This is a genomic window from Pseudomonas halotolerans, assembly GCF_039581215.1.
Lineage (GTDB): Bacteria > Pseudomonadota > Gammaproteobacteria > Pseudomonadales > Pseudomonadaceae > Aquipseudomonas > Aquipseudomonas tehranensis.
The window spans coordinates 101,384-118,347 of record NZ_JBCNTJ010000011.1 but is presented as its reverse complement, the minus strand read 5'-3'; the positions used below and the strand labels follow the sequence as shown (position 1 = coordinate 118,347).

At 61.0% G+C, this 16,964-nt stretch carries 17 protein-coding genes; 8 read left to right on the top strand and 9 right to left on the bottom strand.

Going from position 1 to position 16,964, the window contains the following annotated elements:
• Window positions 1-18: 18 nt before the first annotated feature.
• From AAIS01_RS16355 to fdhA, 3 genes are all read left to right on the top strand, one after another.
• A complete protein-coding gene (locus AAIS01_RS16355; protein WP_186656863.1) occupies window positions 19-651 on the top strand; it encodes a sarcosine oxidase subunit gamma in 633 nt (210 codons plus the stop codon).
• Between the two features lie 207 nt (window positions 652-858).
• The gene (purU, locus tag AAIS01_RS16350) at window positions 859-1,716 is read left to right on the top strand and encodes a formyltetrahydrofolate deformylase (RefSeq protein WP_014340578.1); all 858 of its coding nucleotides are present in this window, start codon (window positions 859-861) and stop codon (window positions 1,714-1,716) included.
• Window positions 1,717-1,940: 224 nt separating this feature from the next.
• Window positions 1,941-3,140, top strand: a complete 1,200-nt coding sequence (gene fdhA, locus AAIS01_RS16345) for a formaldehyde dehydrogenase, glutathione-independent (protein WP_343469776.1) — start codon at window positions 1,941-1,943, stop codon at window positions 3,138-3,140.
• Window positions 3,141-3,243: 103 nt separating this feature from the next.
• Here the strand turns inward: fdhA and AAIS01_RS16340 are convergent, their stop codons facing one another.
• Together AAIS01_RS16340 and AAIS01_RS16335 are read right to left on the bottom strand one after the other, a co-directional pair.
• The gene (locus AAIS01_RS16340) at window positions 3,244-3,456 is read right to left on the bottom strand and encodes a cold-shock protein (protein WP_343469775.1); all 213 of its coding nucleotides are present in this window, start codon (window positions 3,454-3,456) and stop codon (window positions 3,244-3,246) included.
• Between the two features lie 188 nt (window positions 3,457-3,644).
• On the bottom strand, window positions 3,645-4,067 hold the full coding sequence (locus AAIS01_RS16335; protein WP_343469774.1) for a DUF3757 domain-containing protein: 423 nt from the start codon (window positions 4,065-4,067) through the stop codon (window positions 3,645-3,647).
• A 311-nt stretch (window positions 4,068-4,378) separates the two neighbouring features.
• On the opposite strand from AAIS01_RS16335, the gene AAIS01_RS16330 reads away from it, so the two are divergent.
• Window positions 4,379-4,957, top strand: coding sequence for a DUF2780 domain-containing protein (locus tag AAIS01_RS16330; protein WP_343469773.1), 579 nt, complete (start codon window positions 4,379-4,381; stop codon window positions 4,955-4,957).
• Here AAIS01_RS16330 and yihG read toward each other — a convergent pair whose 3' ends face one another.
• Window positions 4,958-5,845 (bottom strand): 1-acylglycerol-3-phosphate O-acyltransferase, YihG family, encoded by an 888-nt coding sequence (yihG, locus tag AAIS01_RS16325; RefSeq protein WP_343469772.1) that lies wholly within the window; start codon window positions 5,843-5,845, stop codon window positions 4,958-4,960. It lies immediately after the preceding gene.
• Window positions 5,846-6,133: 288 nt separating this feature from the next.
• Between yihG and rloA2 the strand changes: the two genes are divergently transcribed.
• From rloA2 to creD, 4 genes are all read left to right on the top strand, one after another.
• The gene (gene rloA2 / locus AAIS01_RS16320; protein ID WP_092455697.1) at window positions 6,134-6,637 is read left to right on the top strand and encodes a retropepsin-like aspartic peptidase RloA2; all 504 of its coding nucleotides are present in this window, start codon (window positions 6,134-6,136) and stop codon (window positions 6,635-6,637) included.
• Between the two features lie 69 nt (window positions 6,638-6,706).
• Window positions 6,707-7,387, top strand: a complete 681-nt coding sequence (gene creB / locus AAIS01_RS16315; protein ID WP_343469771.1) for a two-component system response regulator CreB — start codon at window positions 6,707-6,709, stop codon at window positions 7,385-7,387.
• The gene (gene creC / locus AAIS01_RS16310) at window positions 7,387-8,805 is read left to right on the top strand and encodes a two-component system sensor histidine kinase CreC (RefSeq protein WP_343469770.1); all 1,419 of its coding nucleotides are present in this window, start codon (window positions 7,387-7,389) and stop codon (window positions 8,803-8,805) included. The genes creB and creC overlap by 1 nt, the downstream gene beginning before the upstream one ends.
• A gap of 177 nt (window positions 8,806-8,982) precedes the next feature.
• Window positions 8,983-10,356 (top strand): cell envelope integrity protein CreD, encoded by a 1,374-nt coding sequence (gene creD, locus AAIS01_RS16305; RefSeq protein ID WP_343469769.1) that lies wholly within the window; start codon window positions 8,983-8,985, stop codon window positions 10,354-10,356.
• Window positions 10,357-10,539: 183 nt separating this feature from the next.
• Here creD and AAIS01_RS16300 read toward each other — a convergent pair whose 3' ends face one another.
• The 6 genes from AAIS01_RS16300 to AAIS01_RS16275 form a co-directional block, all read right to left on the bottom strand.
• Complete coding sequence (locus tag AAIS01_RS16300) at window positions 10,540-11,169, bottom strand: glutathione S-transferase (protein ID WP_343469768.1); 630 nt, start codon at window positions 11,167-11,169, stop codon at window positions 10,540-10,542.
• Window positions 11,170-11,357: 188 nt separating this feature from the next.
• Window positions 11,358-11,537: a hypothetical protein gene (locus tag AAIS01_RS16295; protein WP_343469767.1), complete on the bottom strand. Its 180-nt coding sequence runs from the start codon at window positions 11,535-11,537 to the stop codon at window positions 11,358-11,360.
• Window positions 11,534-12,664, bottom strand: a complete 1,131-nt coding sequence (locus AAIS01_RS16290; protein WP_343469766.1) for a PepSY-associated TM helix domain-containing protein — start codon at window positions 12,662-12,664, stop codon at window positions 11,534-11,536. The genes AAIS01_RS16295 and AAIS01_RS16290 overlap by 4 nt, the downstream gene beginning before the upstream one ends.
• Window positions 12,665-12,730: 66 nt before the next feature.
• Window positions 12,731-15,169, bottom strand: a complete 2,439-nt coding sequence (locus tag AAIS01_RS16285) for a TonB-dependent siderophore receptor (protein ID WP_343469765.1) — start codon at window positions 15,167-15,169, stop codon at window positions 12,731-12,733.
• A gap of 234 nt (window positions 15,170-15,403) precedes the next feature.
• Window positions 15,404-16,384: a FecR domain-containing protein gene (locus AAIS01_RS16280; RefSeq protein WP_343469764.1), complete on the bottom strand. Its 981-nt coding sequence runs from the start codon at window positions 16,382-16,384 to the stop codon at window positions 15,404-15,406.
• Window positions 16,381-16,899, bottom strand: coding sequence for an RNA polymerase sigma factor (locus tag AAIS01_RS16275; protein WP_343469763.1), 519 nt, complete (start codon window positions 16,897-16,899; stop codon window positions 16,381-16,383). Before AAIS01_RS16275 ends, AAIS01_RS16280 begins: the two co-directional genes overlap by 4 nt.
• Window positions 16,900-16,964 lie beyond the last annotated feature (65 nt).

Here is a 16,964-nt window from a genome sequence, read left to right as displayed (position 1 = left end):
TCAAGACAGGTGCTCCACATGACCGCAGTCAACGTGTACCAACAACGCCCAACCACCGGGGCCAAGGCCGAGTCGTCGCTGCACCATGCCGACCTCGCCAGTCTGGTGGGCAAGGGTCGCAAGAACGCCGGCGTGACCGTGCGCGAGAAAAAACTCCTGGGCCACCTGACCCTCCGTGGCGATGGTCATGATCCTGCGTTCGCCGCTGGCGTGCACAAGGCTCTGGGCCTGGAGCTGCCGGGCGCGCTGACCGTCATCGTCAAGGGTGAAACCAGCCTGCAATGGCTCGGCCCGGACGAGTGGCTGTTGGTGGTGCCCAGTGGCGAAGAATTTGCCGCCGAGAAAAACCTGCGCGAAGCCCTGGGCGACCTGCACATCCAGATCGTCAACGTCAGCGGCGGGCAGCAGATCCTCGAGCTGTCCGGCCCGAACGTGCGTGACGTGCTGATGAAATCCACCAGCTACGATGTACACCCCAATAACTTCCCGGTGGGCAAGGCGGTGGGCACGGTGTTCGCCAAGTCGCAATTGGTGATCCGCCATACCGGTGAAGACACCTGGGAACTGCTGATCCGCCGCAGCTTCTCCGATTACTGGTGGCTGTGGTTGCAGGATGCGGCGGCTGAGTATGGATTGAGCGTGCAGGCCTGAATATCGCAGTCCAAAGCCGGACACTTTTGTGGCGAGGGGATTTATCCCCGCTGGGCTGCGCAGCAGCCCTCAACCAGCCACCTTGGTGTATCAGGCCGATCGCATCAAGCTTTTTGGGGCTGCTTCGCAGCCCAGCGGGGATAAATCCCCTCGCCACAGAGTTCTGTGTTCGGCGGGGCTTATCCATAACAAACAGGAGTCACCGCAATGAGCCGCGCCCCAGACACATGGATCTTGACTGCCGACTGCCCCAGCGTGCTCGGCACGGTGGACGCGGTGACCCGCTTTCTGTTCGAGCAGGGCTGCTACGTCACCGAGCACCACTCCTTCGATGACCGGCTCTCGGGACGTTTTTTCATTCGCGTGGAATTTCGCCAGCCGGATGGCTTCGACGAGCAAAACTTCCGCAGTGGCCTGGCCGAGCGTGCCGAGGCCTTTGGCATGGTCTTCGAACTGACGCCACCCAACTACCGGCCCAAAGTGGTGATCATGGTCTCCAAGGCCGATCACTGCCTCAACGACTTGCTCTACCGTCAGCGCATCGGCCAGTTGTCCATGGACGTGGTGGCCGTGGTGTCCAACCACCCGGACCTCAAGCCGCTGGCCGACTGGCACCAGATTCCCTACTACCATTTCCCCCTGGACCCGAACGACAAGCCCTCCCAGGAGCGGCAGGTGTGGCAGGTGATCGAAGACACCGGCGCCGAGCTGGTGATTCTCGCCCGCTACATGCAAGTGCTCTCGCCGGAGCTGTGCCGCAAACTCGACGGCAAGGCGATCAACATCCATCACTCCCTGCTGCCGGGTTTCAAGGGCGCCAAGCCGTATCACCAGGCCTACAACAAAGGCGTGAAACTGGTCGGCGCCACGGCGCATTACATCAACAACGACCTGGACGAAGGCCCGATCATCGCCCAGGGTGTGGAAGTGGTGGACCACAGCCACTACCCCGAAGACCTGATCGCCAAGGGTCGGGATATCGAAGGGCTGACCCTGGCTCGGGCGGTGGGGTATCACATCGAGAGAAGGGTATTTTTGAACGCCAATCGCACTGTCGTTCTTTAGATTTCGGGGCCGCTTCGCAGCCCATTCGCGAGCAAGCCCGCTCCCACAGGATGTGTGCCGGCATACAGGTCCTGGTTACACCAGAAAACCCATGTGGGAGCGGGCTTGCTCGCGAAGAGGCCCTTACAGACAACAAAGAAACAAGACACAAGCACTACCCGAGCAATCAACGCGCTGCCTGCCTGGGCAACGCAGTTCCACAAAAACAACAGCGAGGTGAAAGCATGTCTGGCAATCGTGGTGTCGTGTATCTCGGCAACGGCAAGGTCGAAGTACAGAAAATCGACTATCCAAAAATGCAGGACCCGCGCGGCAGGAAGATCGAGCACGGCGTCATCCTGCGCGTGGTATCCACCAACATCTGCGGCTCCGACCAGCACATGGTGCGCGGCCGCACCACCGCTCAGACCGGTCTGGTCCTGGGCCACGAAATCACCGGTGAAGTGATCGAAAAGGGCAACGACGTCGAAAACCTGAAGATCGGCGACCTGGTGTCTGTTCCGTTCAACGTGGCTTGCGGGCGCTGCCGTTCCTGCAAAGAGCAACACACCGGCGTCTGCCTGACCGTCAACCCGGCCCGTGCCGGCGGTGCCTACGGTTACGTTGACATGGGCGACTGGACCGGTGGCCAGGCCGAATACGTGCTGGTGCCGTACGCCGACTTCAACCTGCTGAAGCTGCCGGACCGCGACAAGGCCATGGAGAAAATCCGCGACCTGACTTGCCTGTCCGACATCCTGCCCACCGGCTACCACGGCGCCGTTACCGCCGGCGTTGGTCCTGGCAGCTCCGTGTACATCGCCGGTGCCGGTCCGGTTGGCCTGGCGGCTGCCGCTTCCGCCCGCCTGCTGGGTGCCGCTGTGGTCATTATCGGTGACGTCAACCCGATCCGCCTGGCCCACGCCAAGGCCCAGGGTTTTGAAATCGCCGACCTGTCCAAGGACACTCCGCTGCACGAACAGATCGCCGCGCTGCTGGGCGAGCCGGAAGTCGACTGCGCCGTTGACGCTGTGGGCTTCGAAGCCCGTGGTCACGGCCATGAAGGCGTCAAGCACGAAGCTCCGGCCACCGTGCTCAACTCGCTGATGGGTGTGGTTCGCGTGGCCGGCAAGATCGGCATCCCCGGCCTCTACGTTACCGAAGACCCGGGCGCAGTTGATGCCGCGGCAAAAATGGGCAGCCTGAGCATCCGCTTCGGCCTCGGCTGGGCCAAATCCCACAGCTTCCACACCGGCCAGACCCCGGTGATGAAGTACAACCGCCAATTGATGCAAGCGATCATGTGGGATCGCATCAACATCGCAGAAATCGTCGGCGTACAGGTGATCAGCCTGGATGATGCACCGAAGGGTTATGGCGAGTTCGACGCGGGCGTACCGAAGAAGTTTGTGATTGATCCGCATAAGTTGTTCAGTGCGGCGTAAAGCGCCTCGCAAAAGTGAAGAGGGCGACGTGATGTCGCCCTTTTTTTACGTTTCGCTTTTCAATTCAGATGAGGTCATTGCCTGGAGAGGAGTCGGTGCCTTGCTATTGCGTCATCACTCTCGTGGCCTGCATGCCGTTGGGGCCTCTCTCTACTTCAAAGGAAACAAGTTGCCTTTCTTTCAGGGTTTTATAACCCTCGCCCGCGATCGCCGAATAATGAACGAACAGTTCATCACCTCCTGTGCGACAAGTAATAAATCCATAGCCTTTTGCATCGTCGAACCACTTGACGGTTCCTGTGATCCTGTCGTTCATTTTTATTATCCTGCCTGCCCGGGTGAACAAAGACCAGGGACTGCCGTGTGCCCTTTGCCTCGTTTTCGTTGACACGGGTGCAGCGTAGAGGCGGCACGCAGCGATGCCTACTGTCAGAGTTGACAGTGACCAATGCCGATAGGAAATAACGGCTCCTTCGACATATTCAGATGAATCAGGTTTAACCGTCAAAAGTTCAGGTTGAAGTAATCGGCGGTTATCAACTTGCAGTCCTCGGTGTCCGGGCTCTCGCAACGATTGTCTTCCCATGGCGAAAATCCTGGCTCCACGACCTGGAGATACTCCAGCGTCAGATTGATTTCGCCGTATCTGCAGGTGATGGTCGCCCGCGTGGGCGTCTGCTCATCGTCGTCGGGTTCATCTATAGCGTATTCGGCACCGTTAAATTGCAGCAGCGCCGGATCGACCACGTCCACCAGGCTTTGGCTCTGCCATTGGCGATCATCGCGTACTTCGACCGAGTAGACATCTTCCACGGATTCAATCTTTTTGTGGATATCAGTGACGGCGGGGCAGGTTATTTCATCGGCTTGGACATGGCCGACAAACAGCATCAGTAATCCCGCCACTTTCCCCAGTGTGTTTTGCATGTGCCGGGCCCCAAGCCTTGGTTTGTTTCTATGGTTTGCGGCTTTTTCCGGACGGGCTACTGTCAGTACTGACAGTTATTCATGCCAATTTTGAATAACAAAAGGAGGGGCTATTGACGCTTGGCGATAACGCTTCCACTGTTTGGTTTATGTAGGCGGTGTCGCATGAGTTGACGGGCACTGGAGCAATGAAAGGCGTGCCGGGTATATGGCCTGTGTGGGGGAACAATCCTCGCCTGCCCCAGTCAAACGCACGATTTTGCGCCGCCCCTCTGCGGGCGGTTTTTTCATGGCTCAAGAGGATGTCCGGGATGAAGGTTTCACGCGGTTTTGCACTGTCTTGCCTGCTTGCGCTGGCAGCCAGTCCGGCCTTCGCGCAGTTCAGCCTCAGTGATGCGGCCAATGCGGTGGCGGCGATGCAGGGCGATCAGCAGGAGGGCGCGGTGGCAGCTGCGCCGCAAGCCGCCGGGTTGCTCAATACCTTGGGCTCGGAGCTTAAGATCACGCCAGAGCAGGCCATCGGCGGCGCCGGTGCGATGTTGGGACTGGCGAAGAACCGGCTCAGCGAGCCGCAGTTTTCCGAGTTGAGCAGAAGTGTGCCGGGCCTGGATCAGATCGCGGGCAACAACGCCATCGGCGGGCTGAACGGCTTGGGCGGCCTGGGCGGCTTGCTCGGTGGCGGGTCGGACAAAAACGCCTTGCTCGATGGCCTGCTGGGTAACGTCAAGGACACCCGCGACCTGAACAACGCCTTCAGCGCGCTGGGCATGGACAGCGGCATGATCGGCCAGTTTGCCCCGGTGATCCTTGAGTACCTCGGTCAACAGGGCGTCGCCGGCTCGCTGCTGCAGAACCTGAGTGGCATCTGGGGTGCCGGTGCCGGTATCTGATCAGTCGCGCTCGCTGCGCAAGGCCGCGATGCGCTGATCTTTTTCGATCCAGAGCTGGTTCACCCAGTTCTGGACGTGCTGGCGAAACACCGGATCGTTTTCGTAATCACCTTGCCACAGCGCCGGGTCCAGCTCGCGGGTCTGGATGTCGATAATGACTTTCGGCACCGCACCGCTGATCAGATCCCAGAATCCCGGCGTCCGCGCCTGGGGGTACACCACCGTCACGTCCAGCACCGCGTCCAGTTGCTCGCCCAGCGCCGCCAGCACGAATGCCACGCCACCGGCCTTGGGTTTGAGCAGGTGAATGAAGGGAGACTGTTGCTGCTGGCTCTTGGCGGCGGTGAAGCGTGTGCCTTCGAGGTAGTTCACCACGGTGACCGGTTGGCGCTTGAACAGCTCGCAGGCCTGACGGGTGATTTCCAGGTCCTTGCCGGCCAGTTCCGGGTTTTTTGCCAGGAAGGCCTTGGTGTAGCGTTTCATGAACGGGTAATCCAGCGCCCACCAGGCCAGGCCCAGGAACGGTACCCAGATCAGCTCTTTCTTGAGGAAAAACTTGAAGAATGGCGTACGCCGGTTGAGGGCCTGGATCAGCGCGGGGATGTCGACCCAGGACTGGTGATTGCTGATGACCAGATAGGACGTGTCGCGGCGCAAGTCGCCACCGCCACGTATTTCCCAGCGGGTGGGGATGCACAGGGCAAAGATCAATTTATCGATTTCGGCCCAGGTTTCGGCGATCCACATCACTGCCCACGAGGCGTAGTCGCGAAGACGCCCGGGCAGGACCAGTTTGAGCAACGCGAACACCATCAACGGCCCGAACAGCACCAGGGTGTTGAGCAACAGCAGCAGGGTGACAAAACAGCCGGTGAGCAGGCGGCGCATAGATGACTCTTGCAAACAGGTGGGCGGGCCATGATAAGCAGCTTCGGGCGGCAGGCCAAATCGAGGTGAAACGAGCAGCTTGTGGCGAGCGAAGTGATCTGTGGGAGCAAAGCTTGCTCGCGATGAAGGTAACGCCATTTCTCTGGAACCGGGGTGGCTGTATCGCGAGCAAGCTTTGCTCCCACAGACCCCTTTTCCCCGGCAGAGATGTTCTTGACGCCAACCGAACGAATTCACAGCCCACGGTCTAAAATCCCGCTGCCCACCCTTATAAAGGAAGTCCATTACGTGAAATCCCTTCTTGCCCTGCTTTCCCTGGTGGCCCTGCCAGTGCTGGCCGCCGAGCCGACCCTGTACGGGCGCTACGAATACATCGCGCTGCCGGAAATCGGTGGTGAAGTGCTCAAGGCCAAGATGGATACCGGCGCCCTGACGGCCTCGCTGTCGGCCAAGGACATCGAAACCTTTACCCGCGACGGCGAGGACTGGGTGCGATTCCGCCTGGCGACCAAAGGCGCGAGCAACAAGCTCTTTGAGCATAAAGTCGCCCGCATCAGCAAGATCAAGACTCGTTCCGAGGAGGACGAAGACGACGAATCGGCTGCACCCAGCAAACGTCCGGTGGTGGAGCTTGAAATGTGCCTGGGTGATGTCAAGCGTACCGTTGAGGTCAACCTGACGGACCGCAGCAGCTTCAACTACCCGCTGCTGATCGGCGCCAAGGCCCTGCGTGAGTTCGACGCGGCGGTGAACCCGGCCCGACGCTACACCGCGGACAAGCCCGACTGCTGATTTCCCTGATTGACGTGCCCCCGGGGTTGGGGCACCGTTCCGGCAACTTTACTGTCGGGCGCGGACGCCATGCCTCACATTCTGATTGTCGAAGACGAAGCGGCCATTGCCGATACGCTGGTGTTTGCCCTGCACGGGGAGGGTTTCGGCACCACCTGGCTGAGCCTCGGCGCCGCGGCGCTTGAGTATCAGAAAAACACCCCGGCAGACCTGATCATCCTCGACGTGGGCCTGCCGGATATCAGTGGGTTCGAGACGTGCAAAAATCTCAGACGTTTCAGCGACGTTCCGGTCATTTTTCTTACAGCCCGGGATGCTGAGATCGACCGGGTGGTGGGGCTGGAGATCGGGGCCGACGATTATGTGGTCAAACCGTTCAGCCCTCGGGAAGTGGCGGCAAGGGTCCGCGCGATCCTCAAGCGGGTCGCGCCGCGACCGCCCACCGATTTGGGTGCCGGGCTATTTCATGTCGACACCGACCGGGTGCAGATCAACTATCGCGGCAAACCCCTGAACCTCACCCGCCACGAATTTCGCCTGTTGAACTGTCTGCTGGAGCAACCCGAGCGTGTGTTCAGCCGCGAACAACTGCTCGACGCCCTGGGTGTGGCCAGTGATGCCGGTTACGAGCGCAGCATCGACAGCCACATCAAGAGCGTGCGCGCCAAGTTGCGTCTGGTCAGGGCCGAGGCTGAGCCGATCCAGACTCACCGTGGCCTCGGTTACAGCTACAGCCCGGGGCATAGCTGATGTCGCTGGGCATCCGGATTTTCCTGGTGTATGTGCTGTTCATCGGTTTGACCGGGTATTTCGTCCTCAACACGGTGATGGAAGAAATACGCCCCGGCGTGCGCCAGTCCACCGAAGAAACCCTGGTGGACACCGCCAACCTGATGGCCGAGATCCTGCGGGACGATTTCAAGGCCGGCACCCTCAACCAGAACCGCTGGCCGCAACTGCTCAAGGCTTACGGTGAGCGCCAGCCGGCGGCATCGATCTGGGGTTTGCCAAAGAATCAGGTCAACCATCGCATCTACGTCACGGACGCCAAGGGCATCGTGGTGCTCGACTCCAGCGGTGTGGCGGTGGGCCAGGACTATTCGCGCTGGAACGACGTCTACCTGACCCTGCGCGGACAGTACGGCGCGCGCTCGACCCGCAGCGTTGCCGATGATCCGACGTCTTCGGTGATGCACGTGGGCGCGCCGATTCGCGACAACGGCCGGATTATCGGCGTGGTCACCGTGGCCAAGCCCAACAGTTCGCTGCAACCCTATGTCGACCGCACCGAGCGGCGTCTGCTGGCTTATGGTGTGGGGCTGATCGGCCTCGGTCTGCTGTTGGGCGCCGTGCTGTCGTGGTGGTTGAGCGCGGCGCTGCGGCGTTTGACCGTTTATGCCGAGGCCGTCAGCCAGGGCCAACGGGTGGAGGTGCCGCATTATCGCGGCGGCGAGTTCGAACAATTGGCCGGTGCGGTTGAGCACATGCGTACCCAACTGGAAGGCAAGGCCTACGTCGAGCGCTACGTGCACACCCTGACTCACGAGCTCAAGAGCCCGCTGGCGGCGATTCGTGGCGCGGCCGAGCTGCTCCAGAGTGACATGCCGACGGCCCAGCGCCAGCGTTTCGTCAGCAACATCGACAACGAAAGCGTGCGTATGCAGCAGTTGATCGAGCGTTTGCTCAACCTGGCCCAGGTCGAGCAGCGCCAGGGACTGGAAGAAGAGATTGCCGTACCGCTGGCGGCATTGATGGACGACCTGCTGGAAGCCCGCAGCGGCTGGATCGAAAGCCGGCAGTTGCGGATCGAGCGGCACATTGCCGTGGACCTGACATTGACCGGGGAGCCGTTTCTGTTGCGTCAGGCCCTGGGCAATTTGCTGGAAAACGCCCTGGACTTCACGCCCGTCAACGGGTTGTTGCGCATGAGTGCCGAGCGTGTCGGCAACCGCGTCGAGATCCGGCTGTTCAATCAGGCCGAACCGATTCCCGACTACGCCCTGCCGCGCCTGAGTGAACGCTTCTACTCCCTGCCGCGCCCGGACAGTGGCCGCAAGAGCACGGGTCTGGGCCTCAACTTTGTGGAGGAAGTGGTGCAGTTGCATGCCGGGCAATTCAGTATTGGCAATGTCGAGGGTGGGGTTGAGGTGGTTCTGCGGTTGCCCTGAAACCGAGGCGCGGCCTTCGCGAGCAAGCCCGCTCCCACAGGTTCAGCGCAGTCCTTGTGGGAGCGGGCTTGCTCGCGAAGGGGCCCGTTCAGTCTCCACACAATCTCCATAATCTCTCCATAACCCCGGCACACAGCCACCCCAGACTCTCCTTCATTCGAACAGGGAGAGCCCCACATGAACCGCAGCCTCGCCATAAAACTGGGCATGATCGCCCTATTGATCCTCCTGCTGATGATCCCGTTGTTGATGATCAACGGCCTCATCGACGAGCGTCAGGAGCTGCGCGACGATGTGCTGCAGGATATCGCCCGCAGTTCCAGTCACAGCCAGCAACTCATCGGGCCGATGATCGTGGTGCCGTTTCGCAAGGATGTGCGAGTCTGGAACACCAACGAGAAGACCGGCGTGCGTTTCCTGGAAACCGTCGAGCAAAGCGGTGAGTTGTATTTTCTGCCGGAGCAATTGGACATCGACGGCCAGATCCGCACAGAAACCCGTGCGCGCGGGATCTACGAGGCGCGGTTGTTTCATGCCGACAACCGGATCGACGGCCACTTCAAGGTGCCTGAGCGTTTCGGCGTGGCCACCAAGGATTTGGCCGACTACCGCTTTGACGAGCCGTACCTGAGCGTGGGCATCAGCGACATCCGCGGCATCGAGAATGCCCTGACCCTGACACTCAACCAGCAGACCGTCGATTTCCTGCCCGGCTCGCGGATCGGCTGGCTGGGGCAGGGTGTGCATGTGCCGTTGCCAATGGTCACGGCCCAGGGCAGCACTGAGCTGACCTTCGGTTTCGACCTGCGGCTGCAAGGCACCGGTCAGTTACAGATTCTGCCGGTAGGTAAATCCACCCAAGTGCACCTGTCGGCCGACTGGCCGCACCCCAGCTTCATCGGCAACTACCTGCCTACCCAGCGCGACATCAATGAGCAGGGCTTCAGTGCCGACTGGCAGACGTCGTTTTTCTCTACCAACCTGCTGGAAACCCTGCAAGCCTGCGAGCCAAGCGATGGCTGTGAAGCGTTTCGCAGCCGTGCCTTTGGTGTGAGTTTCATCGACCCGGTGGACCAATACCTCAAGAGCGACCGGGCGATTAAATATGCACTGCTGTTCATCGCGCTGACGTTTGCCGGGTTCTTTCTCTTCGAAGTGCTCAAGAGCCTGGCGGTGCATCCGGTCCAGTACGCCTTGGTGGGTGTGGCGCTGGCGTTCTTTTACCTGTTGCTGCTGTCCCTGTCGGAACACATCGGTTTTGCCCTGGCGTATCTGGTGTCAGCCAGCGCCTGTGTGCTGCTGATCGGGTTCTATGTCTGCCATGTGTTGCGCAGCGTGAGCCATGGCCTGGGGTTTTCGGCGGGGTTGGCGGGTTTGTACGGTTTGCTCTATGGGTTGTTGAGCGCTGAGGATTATGCGCTGCTAATGGGGTCGTTGTTGCTGTTCGGTCTGCTCGGTGTGTTCATGGTCTTGACCCGTAAGCTGGACTGGTACCGGGTCGGAGCGAAGCCGATGGCGGCGATGACGTTCGATCTGGGAGAGGTGAAATGAGCCGGTCGCTGGGGTTGCGCGAAGATCGGCAATGGCGGGAAGTGTTGGTGATGCGCATAGCGCAGTTGTTTCCCTTGGATTCGGTGCGCTGCCATCGCGGGCAAGCCTTGCTCCCACAGGAACCGCGCTCAGGCTGTGGGAGCAAGGCTTGCCCGCGATGACGTCGGTACAGTCACCGCAAAGTTAGACCCTGGGCACTGTCTCGACCATCGAAGGCCGCAAGCTTACTTCGGCAAACCACGCTGCCAATTGCGGATTGGCCTCGCGCCATTCCAGATCGGGATGGCGCAGGTCCAGGTAACCCAGGGCGCAGGCCACACTGATGGACGCAATGTCGAAATGGCAGGCCAGTTCGGCGATTGCCTCGGCTTCGAGCATGCCCAGGGCGCGGCGGATCTTGTCCCGTTGCGCATCGAGCCACTGGGCCCAGTGTTTTTCTGAAGGTCGCAGGGCGGTTTCGTAGCGAATCATTACCGCCGCATCCATGATTCCGTCAGCCAGGGACGCCAGGGTCAGGCGGCGCCACCGGGCTGCGCCGTCCCGGGGGATCAGCGGATTGCCGACGTGCTGGTGGTCGAGGTAATCGAGGATGACGCGGCTATCATGGATCACCGTTCCGTTGGCCAGGCGCAGGGCCGGGATCTTGCTCAGGGGGTTGTCATCCATGAGCGCCGGATCCGGTTTGACCGGCGTAAGCTGGCTGAGCTGCAAGGCCACGCGGTCCTGCTGGCCGGTTTCGTGCAACAGCACCAGGACCTTGCGCACGAAAGGCGAAGCGGGGTTGTGGAACAACGTCATGCTGGGGGCCGACATGCAGGTATCCTCGATTGGCGGGCAAGAGCTTAGCCTAGACAGTTCCAAGGCGGCCGGCGAGGCCGATTGGATGCCAGTGTGGGAGCGAGCCTGCTCGCGATAGCGCAGTGTCAGTCGATATAAATGTGACTGGTTCACCGCCATCGCGAGCAGGCTCGCTCCCACATTGGGGCCGCGTCGGGCTGAATTTATCTGCGTTTGATCAGGCCCCAGGCCCCCAGCACCGTCGGTATTCCCAGTCCCACCCAGCTCACGGCATCCCAGGCCCCGTCGCCCAGCAATGCTGAAAACAAACCTGCTGCGCTAAGCACGCCAATCAGCAGGGGAATACCAAACACCTTCCAGAAACTCGACTGCCGGGGCCTCACGCGACCACCTGCGCTGCGACCGCTGCGCGCTTGGCCGCTTTGCGCCGCACGACCCACAGGTAGACGCCGCTGCCGAGGACGATGATGGTCAGCACGTCCAGGGTCGCCCAGAAGATCTGCATCGGCCGGCCGCCGTAGTCGCCGAAGTGCAGCGGCAAGGACAGGCTCATCACATCCATGTACCACGGCCGTTCAGCCACGGCGGTGACGTCCAGGGTGCTGGCATCGATCAATACGGGTGTCAGCAGATGGGAGGTCAGGTGGGTGTCACCCTTCATGAACACGCTGTAGTGGTGTTCGCTGGAAAACAGCGTGCCGGGGAAGGCGATGAAGCTGGGTTCCATGCCCGGCGCAACCTCTTTGGCGATGTCCAGCAAGCGGGTCGCCGGGGCCAATTGCTTCAGCGGTGGGACGTCGCGATAGGGCTCGACCATGGCGCTGAGGCTGTCATTGCGCCAGGCAGCGATGATCAGGTCGGCGCAGGCAGCGATGACCCCGGTTACGCCCACCGTGAGCGCCCAGACCAGCGTGACCACGCCAATCAGGTTGTGCAAATCGAGCCAGCGCAGGCGCGTGGATTTGTCCTGGCGCACCGTGGCGAATTTGAGGCGGCGCATGAACGGCAGGTACAACACCACACCGGAGACAATGGCGATCACGAACAACAGGCCCATGAACGCCAACAGCAACTTGCCAGGCAAGCCGGCGAACATGTCCACATGCAGGCGCAGCATCACCATCATGAAGCCGCCGTTGGCCGAGGGCATTTCCAGGGCCTCGCCGGTGCGGGCATCGAGCATGAACGTGTGGGAGGAATTGGGTTCGGTGCCCGGCGTCGGCGCCATGATGGTGATGACACCGTTGGGATCATCCTCGTCCCAGCCAAAATACTGGACCACCTCACCGGGGCGATGGGCTTTGGCTTTTTCCACGAGTTGCTGGAGGTCCAACTGCGGCGTGTCGGCTGGCATTTCCCGAAGCTCGGGGGCATCGCCCAGCAGGTGCTCGATTTCGTGATGAAAAATCAACGGCAGCCCGGTGATCGCCAGCATCAGCAGAAACACCGTGCAGATCAGGCTGGTCCAGGTGTGGACGAAGGACCAGCGGCGGATGGTTTTGCTTTTCATGATTGATCCGGGGGCAAAAAGGGCCAACAGGTGGCCCTTAAAAAGGTTTGCGCAAATGCTAACCGTTTACCATTTGTAATTCACGCTGGCGACGACGCTGCGTTGATCGCCGTAGTAGCAGTAGAAACCGTCGCAGGTGGACAGGTAGTCCTTGTTGAAGACGTTTTTTGCATCCACCGCCACCGAGACCCCTTTGAGCGAGTTGTTCAGGCGACCCAAGTCGTAATGGGCCGAGGCGTCGTACACGGTATAGGAACCGACATGTCCCCAGTCGGTGTTGGTGGTGTTGCCGTAGGTGTCGCCGACATAACGCACACCCGCACCGACACCGAAGCCGTCCAGCGGGCCGTTGTGCCAGGTGTAGTCGGCCCAGGCGGTAGCCTGGTTGCGCGGAACCTGGGCCATGCGCTTGCCTTTTTCAGCCGCAGTGCCTTTGGTGATTTCGCTGTCGTTGTAGGTATAGGAACCGATCAGTTTCAGGTTGTCGGTCACATCGCCCGAGGCTTCCAGCTCAAGGCCGCGCACTCGCACTTCGCCTACCTGGCGGGTGACGCTGTTTTCGGTAACGGAGTTGTTTTTCTGGGTCAGGTCGAACACCGCAGCGGTCAACAAGGTCTTGGTGCCGGGCGGTTGGTACTTGATGCCAGCCTCGTACTGTTCACCTTCGGTCGGTTTGAAGGCGTCGGTGCTGTTGACGTTGGTGCCGGCCGCCGCCTGGAAGGATTGGGCGAAGGAAATGTACGGCGTCACGCCATTATCGAAGACGTAGCTCAGCGCCGCGTTGCCGCTGAATTTCTTGTCGCGCTGGGTGTTGGTTGCGTCGGCCTGGTTGTGGAACACCGTGCCGGTGTGGATCCAGTCCTCACGACCACCAAGGGTCAGGCGCCAGTTGTCCAGGGCGATCTGGTCCTGGACGTAGACGCCGGTTTGCTGGGTTTTCTGGTTGTAGTCATACATGTCGAACCACTGGACATTGGAAAAGTCCTGCCCATAGGTTGGGTTATTGATGTTGCTGGTCGGCACGCCGGTGGACCCCCACTGCCAGCGGGCATTGCTGTTGGAGCGCTGGTGATCCAGGCCCAGCAACAGCGTATGGCTCAGGGCACCGGTCTGGAAATCGGCCTGGAAGTTGTTGTCCACGGCGAATTGACTGACGTCTTCGTCAACGATGCCGGCGCTGCGCTTGATGGTGCCGTCGGCGCTCACGGCTTCGTCAGGACCATCCGGCCAGAACGAGCCACCGGCCGTGACGCCCTGAAACGCCAGATCACTCTTGGTGTAACGCAGGTTCTGGCGGAACTGCCAGGTGTCGTTCAAACGATGTTCAAACGCATAACCGAGGGCGTAGTAGGTGCGGTCGTAGAATTCCCAGTCCGGGTCACCCAGGTTTTTGTGGTGGGAAATCTTGCCGGCCGGCGACGACAGCTTGGTGCCTTGCAGCGGCAGGAATTGCCCGGTGATGCCGGTGTCGTCGCGGGTGTATTGAGACAGGAATGTCAGGCGGGTGTCGTCGTTGATGTTCCAGGTCAGGCTTGGGGCGATGTTGTAGCGTTTGTCCGGGATGTGATCGACCTGGGCGTTGCTGTCGCGCACGGTGCCGCTGACCCGATACAGGAACTGGCCTTCGTCATCGACCTTGCCGGTGCTGTCGAAGTTGATCTGCTTGTGTTCGTTACTGCCGGCTTGCAGTTCGACCTCGTGGCTGCTTTCGGCTTGCGGGCGACGGCTGACCATGTCCAGCATGCCGCCGGGCGGCGTCTGGCCGTAGACCGAAGACGCTGGACCACGCAGCACGGCGATGCGCTCAAGGTTCCAGGGCTCGATTTTTGGCGTGACGTAGTTGCCTTTGGGCAGTGGCAGACCATCGAGAAACTGCGTCGGTACAAAACCGCGAACCAGCAGCCAGTCGTTGCGTGAGTCCGAGCCGTAGCCGCTGCTCTGCACGCCCGCGGTGTAGCGCAGGGCGTCATTGAGGTTGAGGACCGAGCGGTCTTCCATCTGCTGGCGCGTGACCACGGAAACCGAGCGCGGCAGTTCGACTATCGGCGTATCCGTCTTGGTGCCGGCAGCGGTGCGGGTGGCGACGTAGCCTTCAGTGGGGCCCCATGCGGTTTCGCTGAGGCCGGCACCGATCACGCTGGTTTCCGGCAGCGCCATGACACCTTCGGGCACGGCCACCAGGCTGTAGGTGCCGGCGCTGCTTTGTTGCAGTTGAAGGCCCGTGCCGCGCAAGGCCTCACGTAATGCGCCAATGGCATCGAACTGGCCTTGGACCGGTGCCGAGGTTTTGCCCGAGGCCAGGGACGGGGTCAGACTCAGGGCGAGCCCGGCCTGACTGGCGATCTGGTTCAGGGTGCTGGCCAATGGCGCGGCGGGCAGGTTGTAGGTGCGCACGCTCGAGGCTTGTTCGGCGGCCAGCAACGGGCCGCTGACCAACGGGGCAGCAAAAGCGATGGCGACGGCCAACAGACTGGGGCGCAACAGGGTGTCTAGCGGGCGGGACATACGGCGGCTCCTGAATGGAAATATTTCTCAATTGCCTTGGTGCCGGATGAAAATTCAAAAGTGATAGGGCTGGATGAAAATAATTTAGATTCGGTTTGCGGATTGGGGCGTCCAGTCTGGTTTTTGTGCTGAGGCAACAGGCCTCTTCGCGAGCAAGCCCGCTCCCACAGGAGTCCGCATTTCCATGTGGGAGCGGGCTTGCTCGCGAAGGCGGCCTACCTGATAAAAGATCGCTCAGGGTTTCGGCGCGACCCTCGGCCCCACCACCACCCACCAACGCGTGTGATGCTCGACCTGCACCGGCAAGGTCGGCAGCAGGGCGCTGAGTGCCAGATCGGTGTCGTGCAGCGGGAAGCTGCCAGTGATGCGCAGGTCTGCCACCTTTGGCTCGACGCCCAGGTAGCCGCGACGATAGCGCCCCAGCTCATGGACCAGGTCTTCGAGGCGGGCGTTGTCCACCACCAGCATGCCGCGGGTCCAGGCATCGGCGCCTGGACTGAGGGCCATCGTCGGCCCGAGACCGTCGCGACGCATCAACACCTGCTGGCCTTCACGCAGGATCTGCTCTTCGTCGGTGGCCTGTGGATGCGCCGCCACCGCCGACTTCAACACGCTCAAGCGCGTGCCTTCTGCTTCTCGCTTGACCAAAAACCGGGTGCCGAGGGCGCGCATGTTGCCTTCGCGGGTTTCAACGATAAACGGACGCGGATCGTTGTGGCCGGTTTCCACCAGGATCTCGCCTGCTTGCAGGACAATGCGTCGCTGCTTGTCATCGAAACGCACGTCCAGCGCACTGTGGGTGTTGAGGTTGATCAACGTGCCGTCCGCCAGGCGCAGGACGCGTTGCTCGCCGGTGGCGGTGCGCTGGTCGGCCAGCCAGTAATCCAGCGGCAAGTAACGATCCCCGGCAAACAACGCCAGGCCGATCACTGCAACAATGCTGGCCAGGCTGCTGCCGAGCTTGCGCACCCGGCGACGAATGTTGGCTCTGGATTGCAACAACGCCGCTCGCCCAGGGCCGTTGGCGACACTGAAGCGTTGGTCGAGCATGCCCAGTTGCCGCCAGGCCCGGGCATGTTCTTCGTCGGCGGCATGCCATTGGGCGAACGCTTCACGCTCTTGGGCGCTACCGCCGCCTGAGTCCAGGGACAGTTGCCAGGCAATGGCCGCATCCAGAACTCCGTTCGAGACGGGTTTGGAAGAAGGCGTGCTCATGTCGGCTCACCATAAAGGGCGATGTAGCATTGGCGCATGCCCTGGGCCAGGTACTGCCGCACCCGGGGCACGGAAACCCCCAGGCGCTCGGCGATTTCTGCATGGCTGAGGCCGTCGAGGCGGTTATAAAGGAAGGCGGCGCGAGCCTTGCTCGATAATTTGCCAAGCAGCCGATCAATCGCCTTGAGGTCTTCGAGGATCAGTTGCTGCTCTTCCAACGACGGCTGTTCGTTTTCCGGAATCAGCATCAGCTCAGTGAGGTAGGCCTGCTCCAGCGCTGCCCGACGGAAATAATCGAACAGCAGTCCCTTGGCGATCGCCACCAAAAATGCCCTGGGCTCCCGGGGCGCTGTCAGTTCCGTCCGGCCCAACAGGCGCACGAAGGTGTCCTGGCTCAGATCTTCGGCCCGCTGCGGGCAGGCCACGTTGCGGCGCAGCCATGCCAATAGCCACCCGCGATGGTCACGGTACAACGCACCAACCAGATCATTGTGGGGGCTTGGGACTGACGACACGAAGCATCACCGACGTTTTAAGTAACGAGAATTGTTCGCGATTGTCGCAGAGGCGGGGGAGGGAA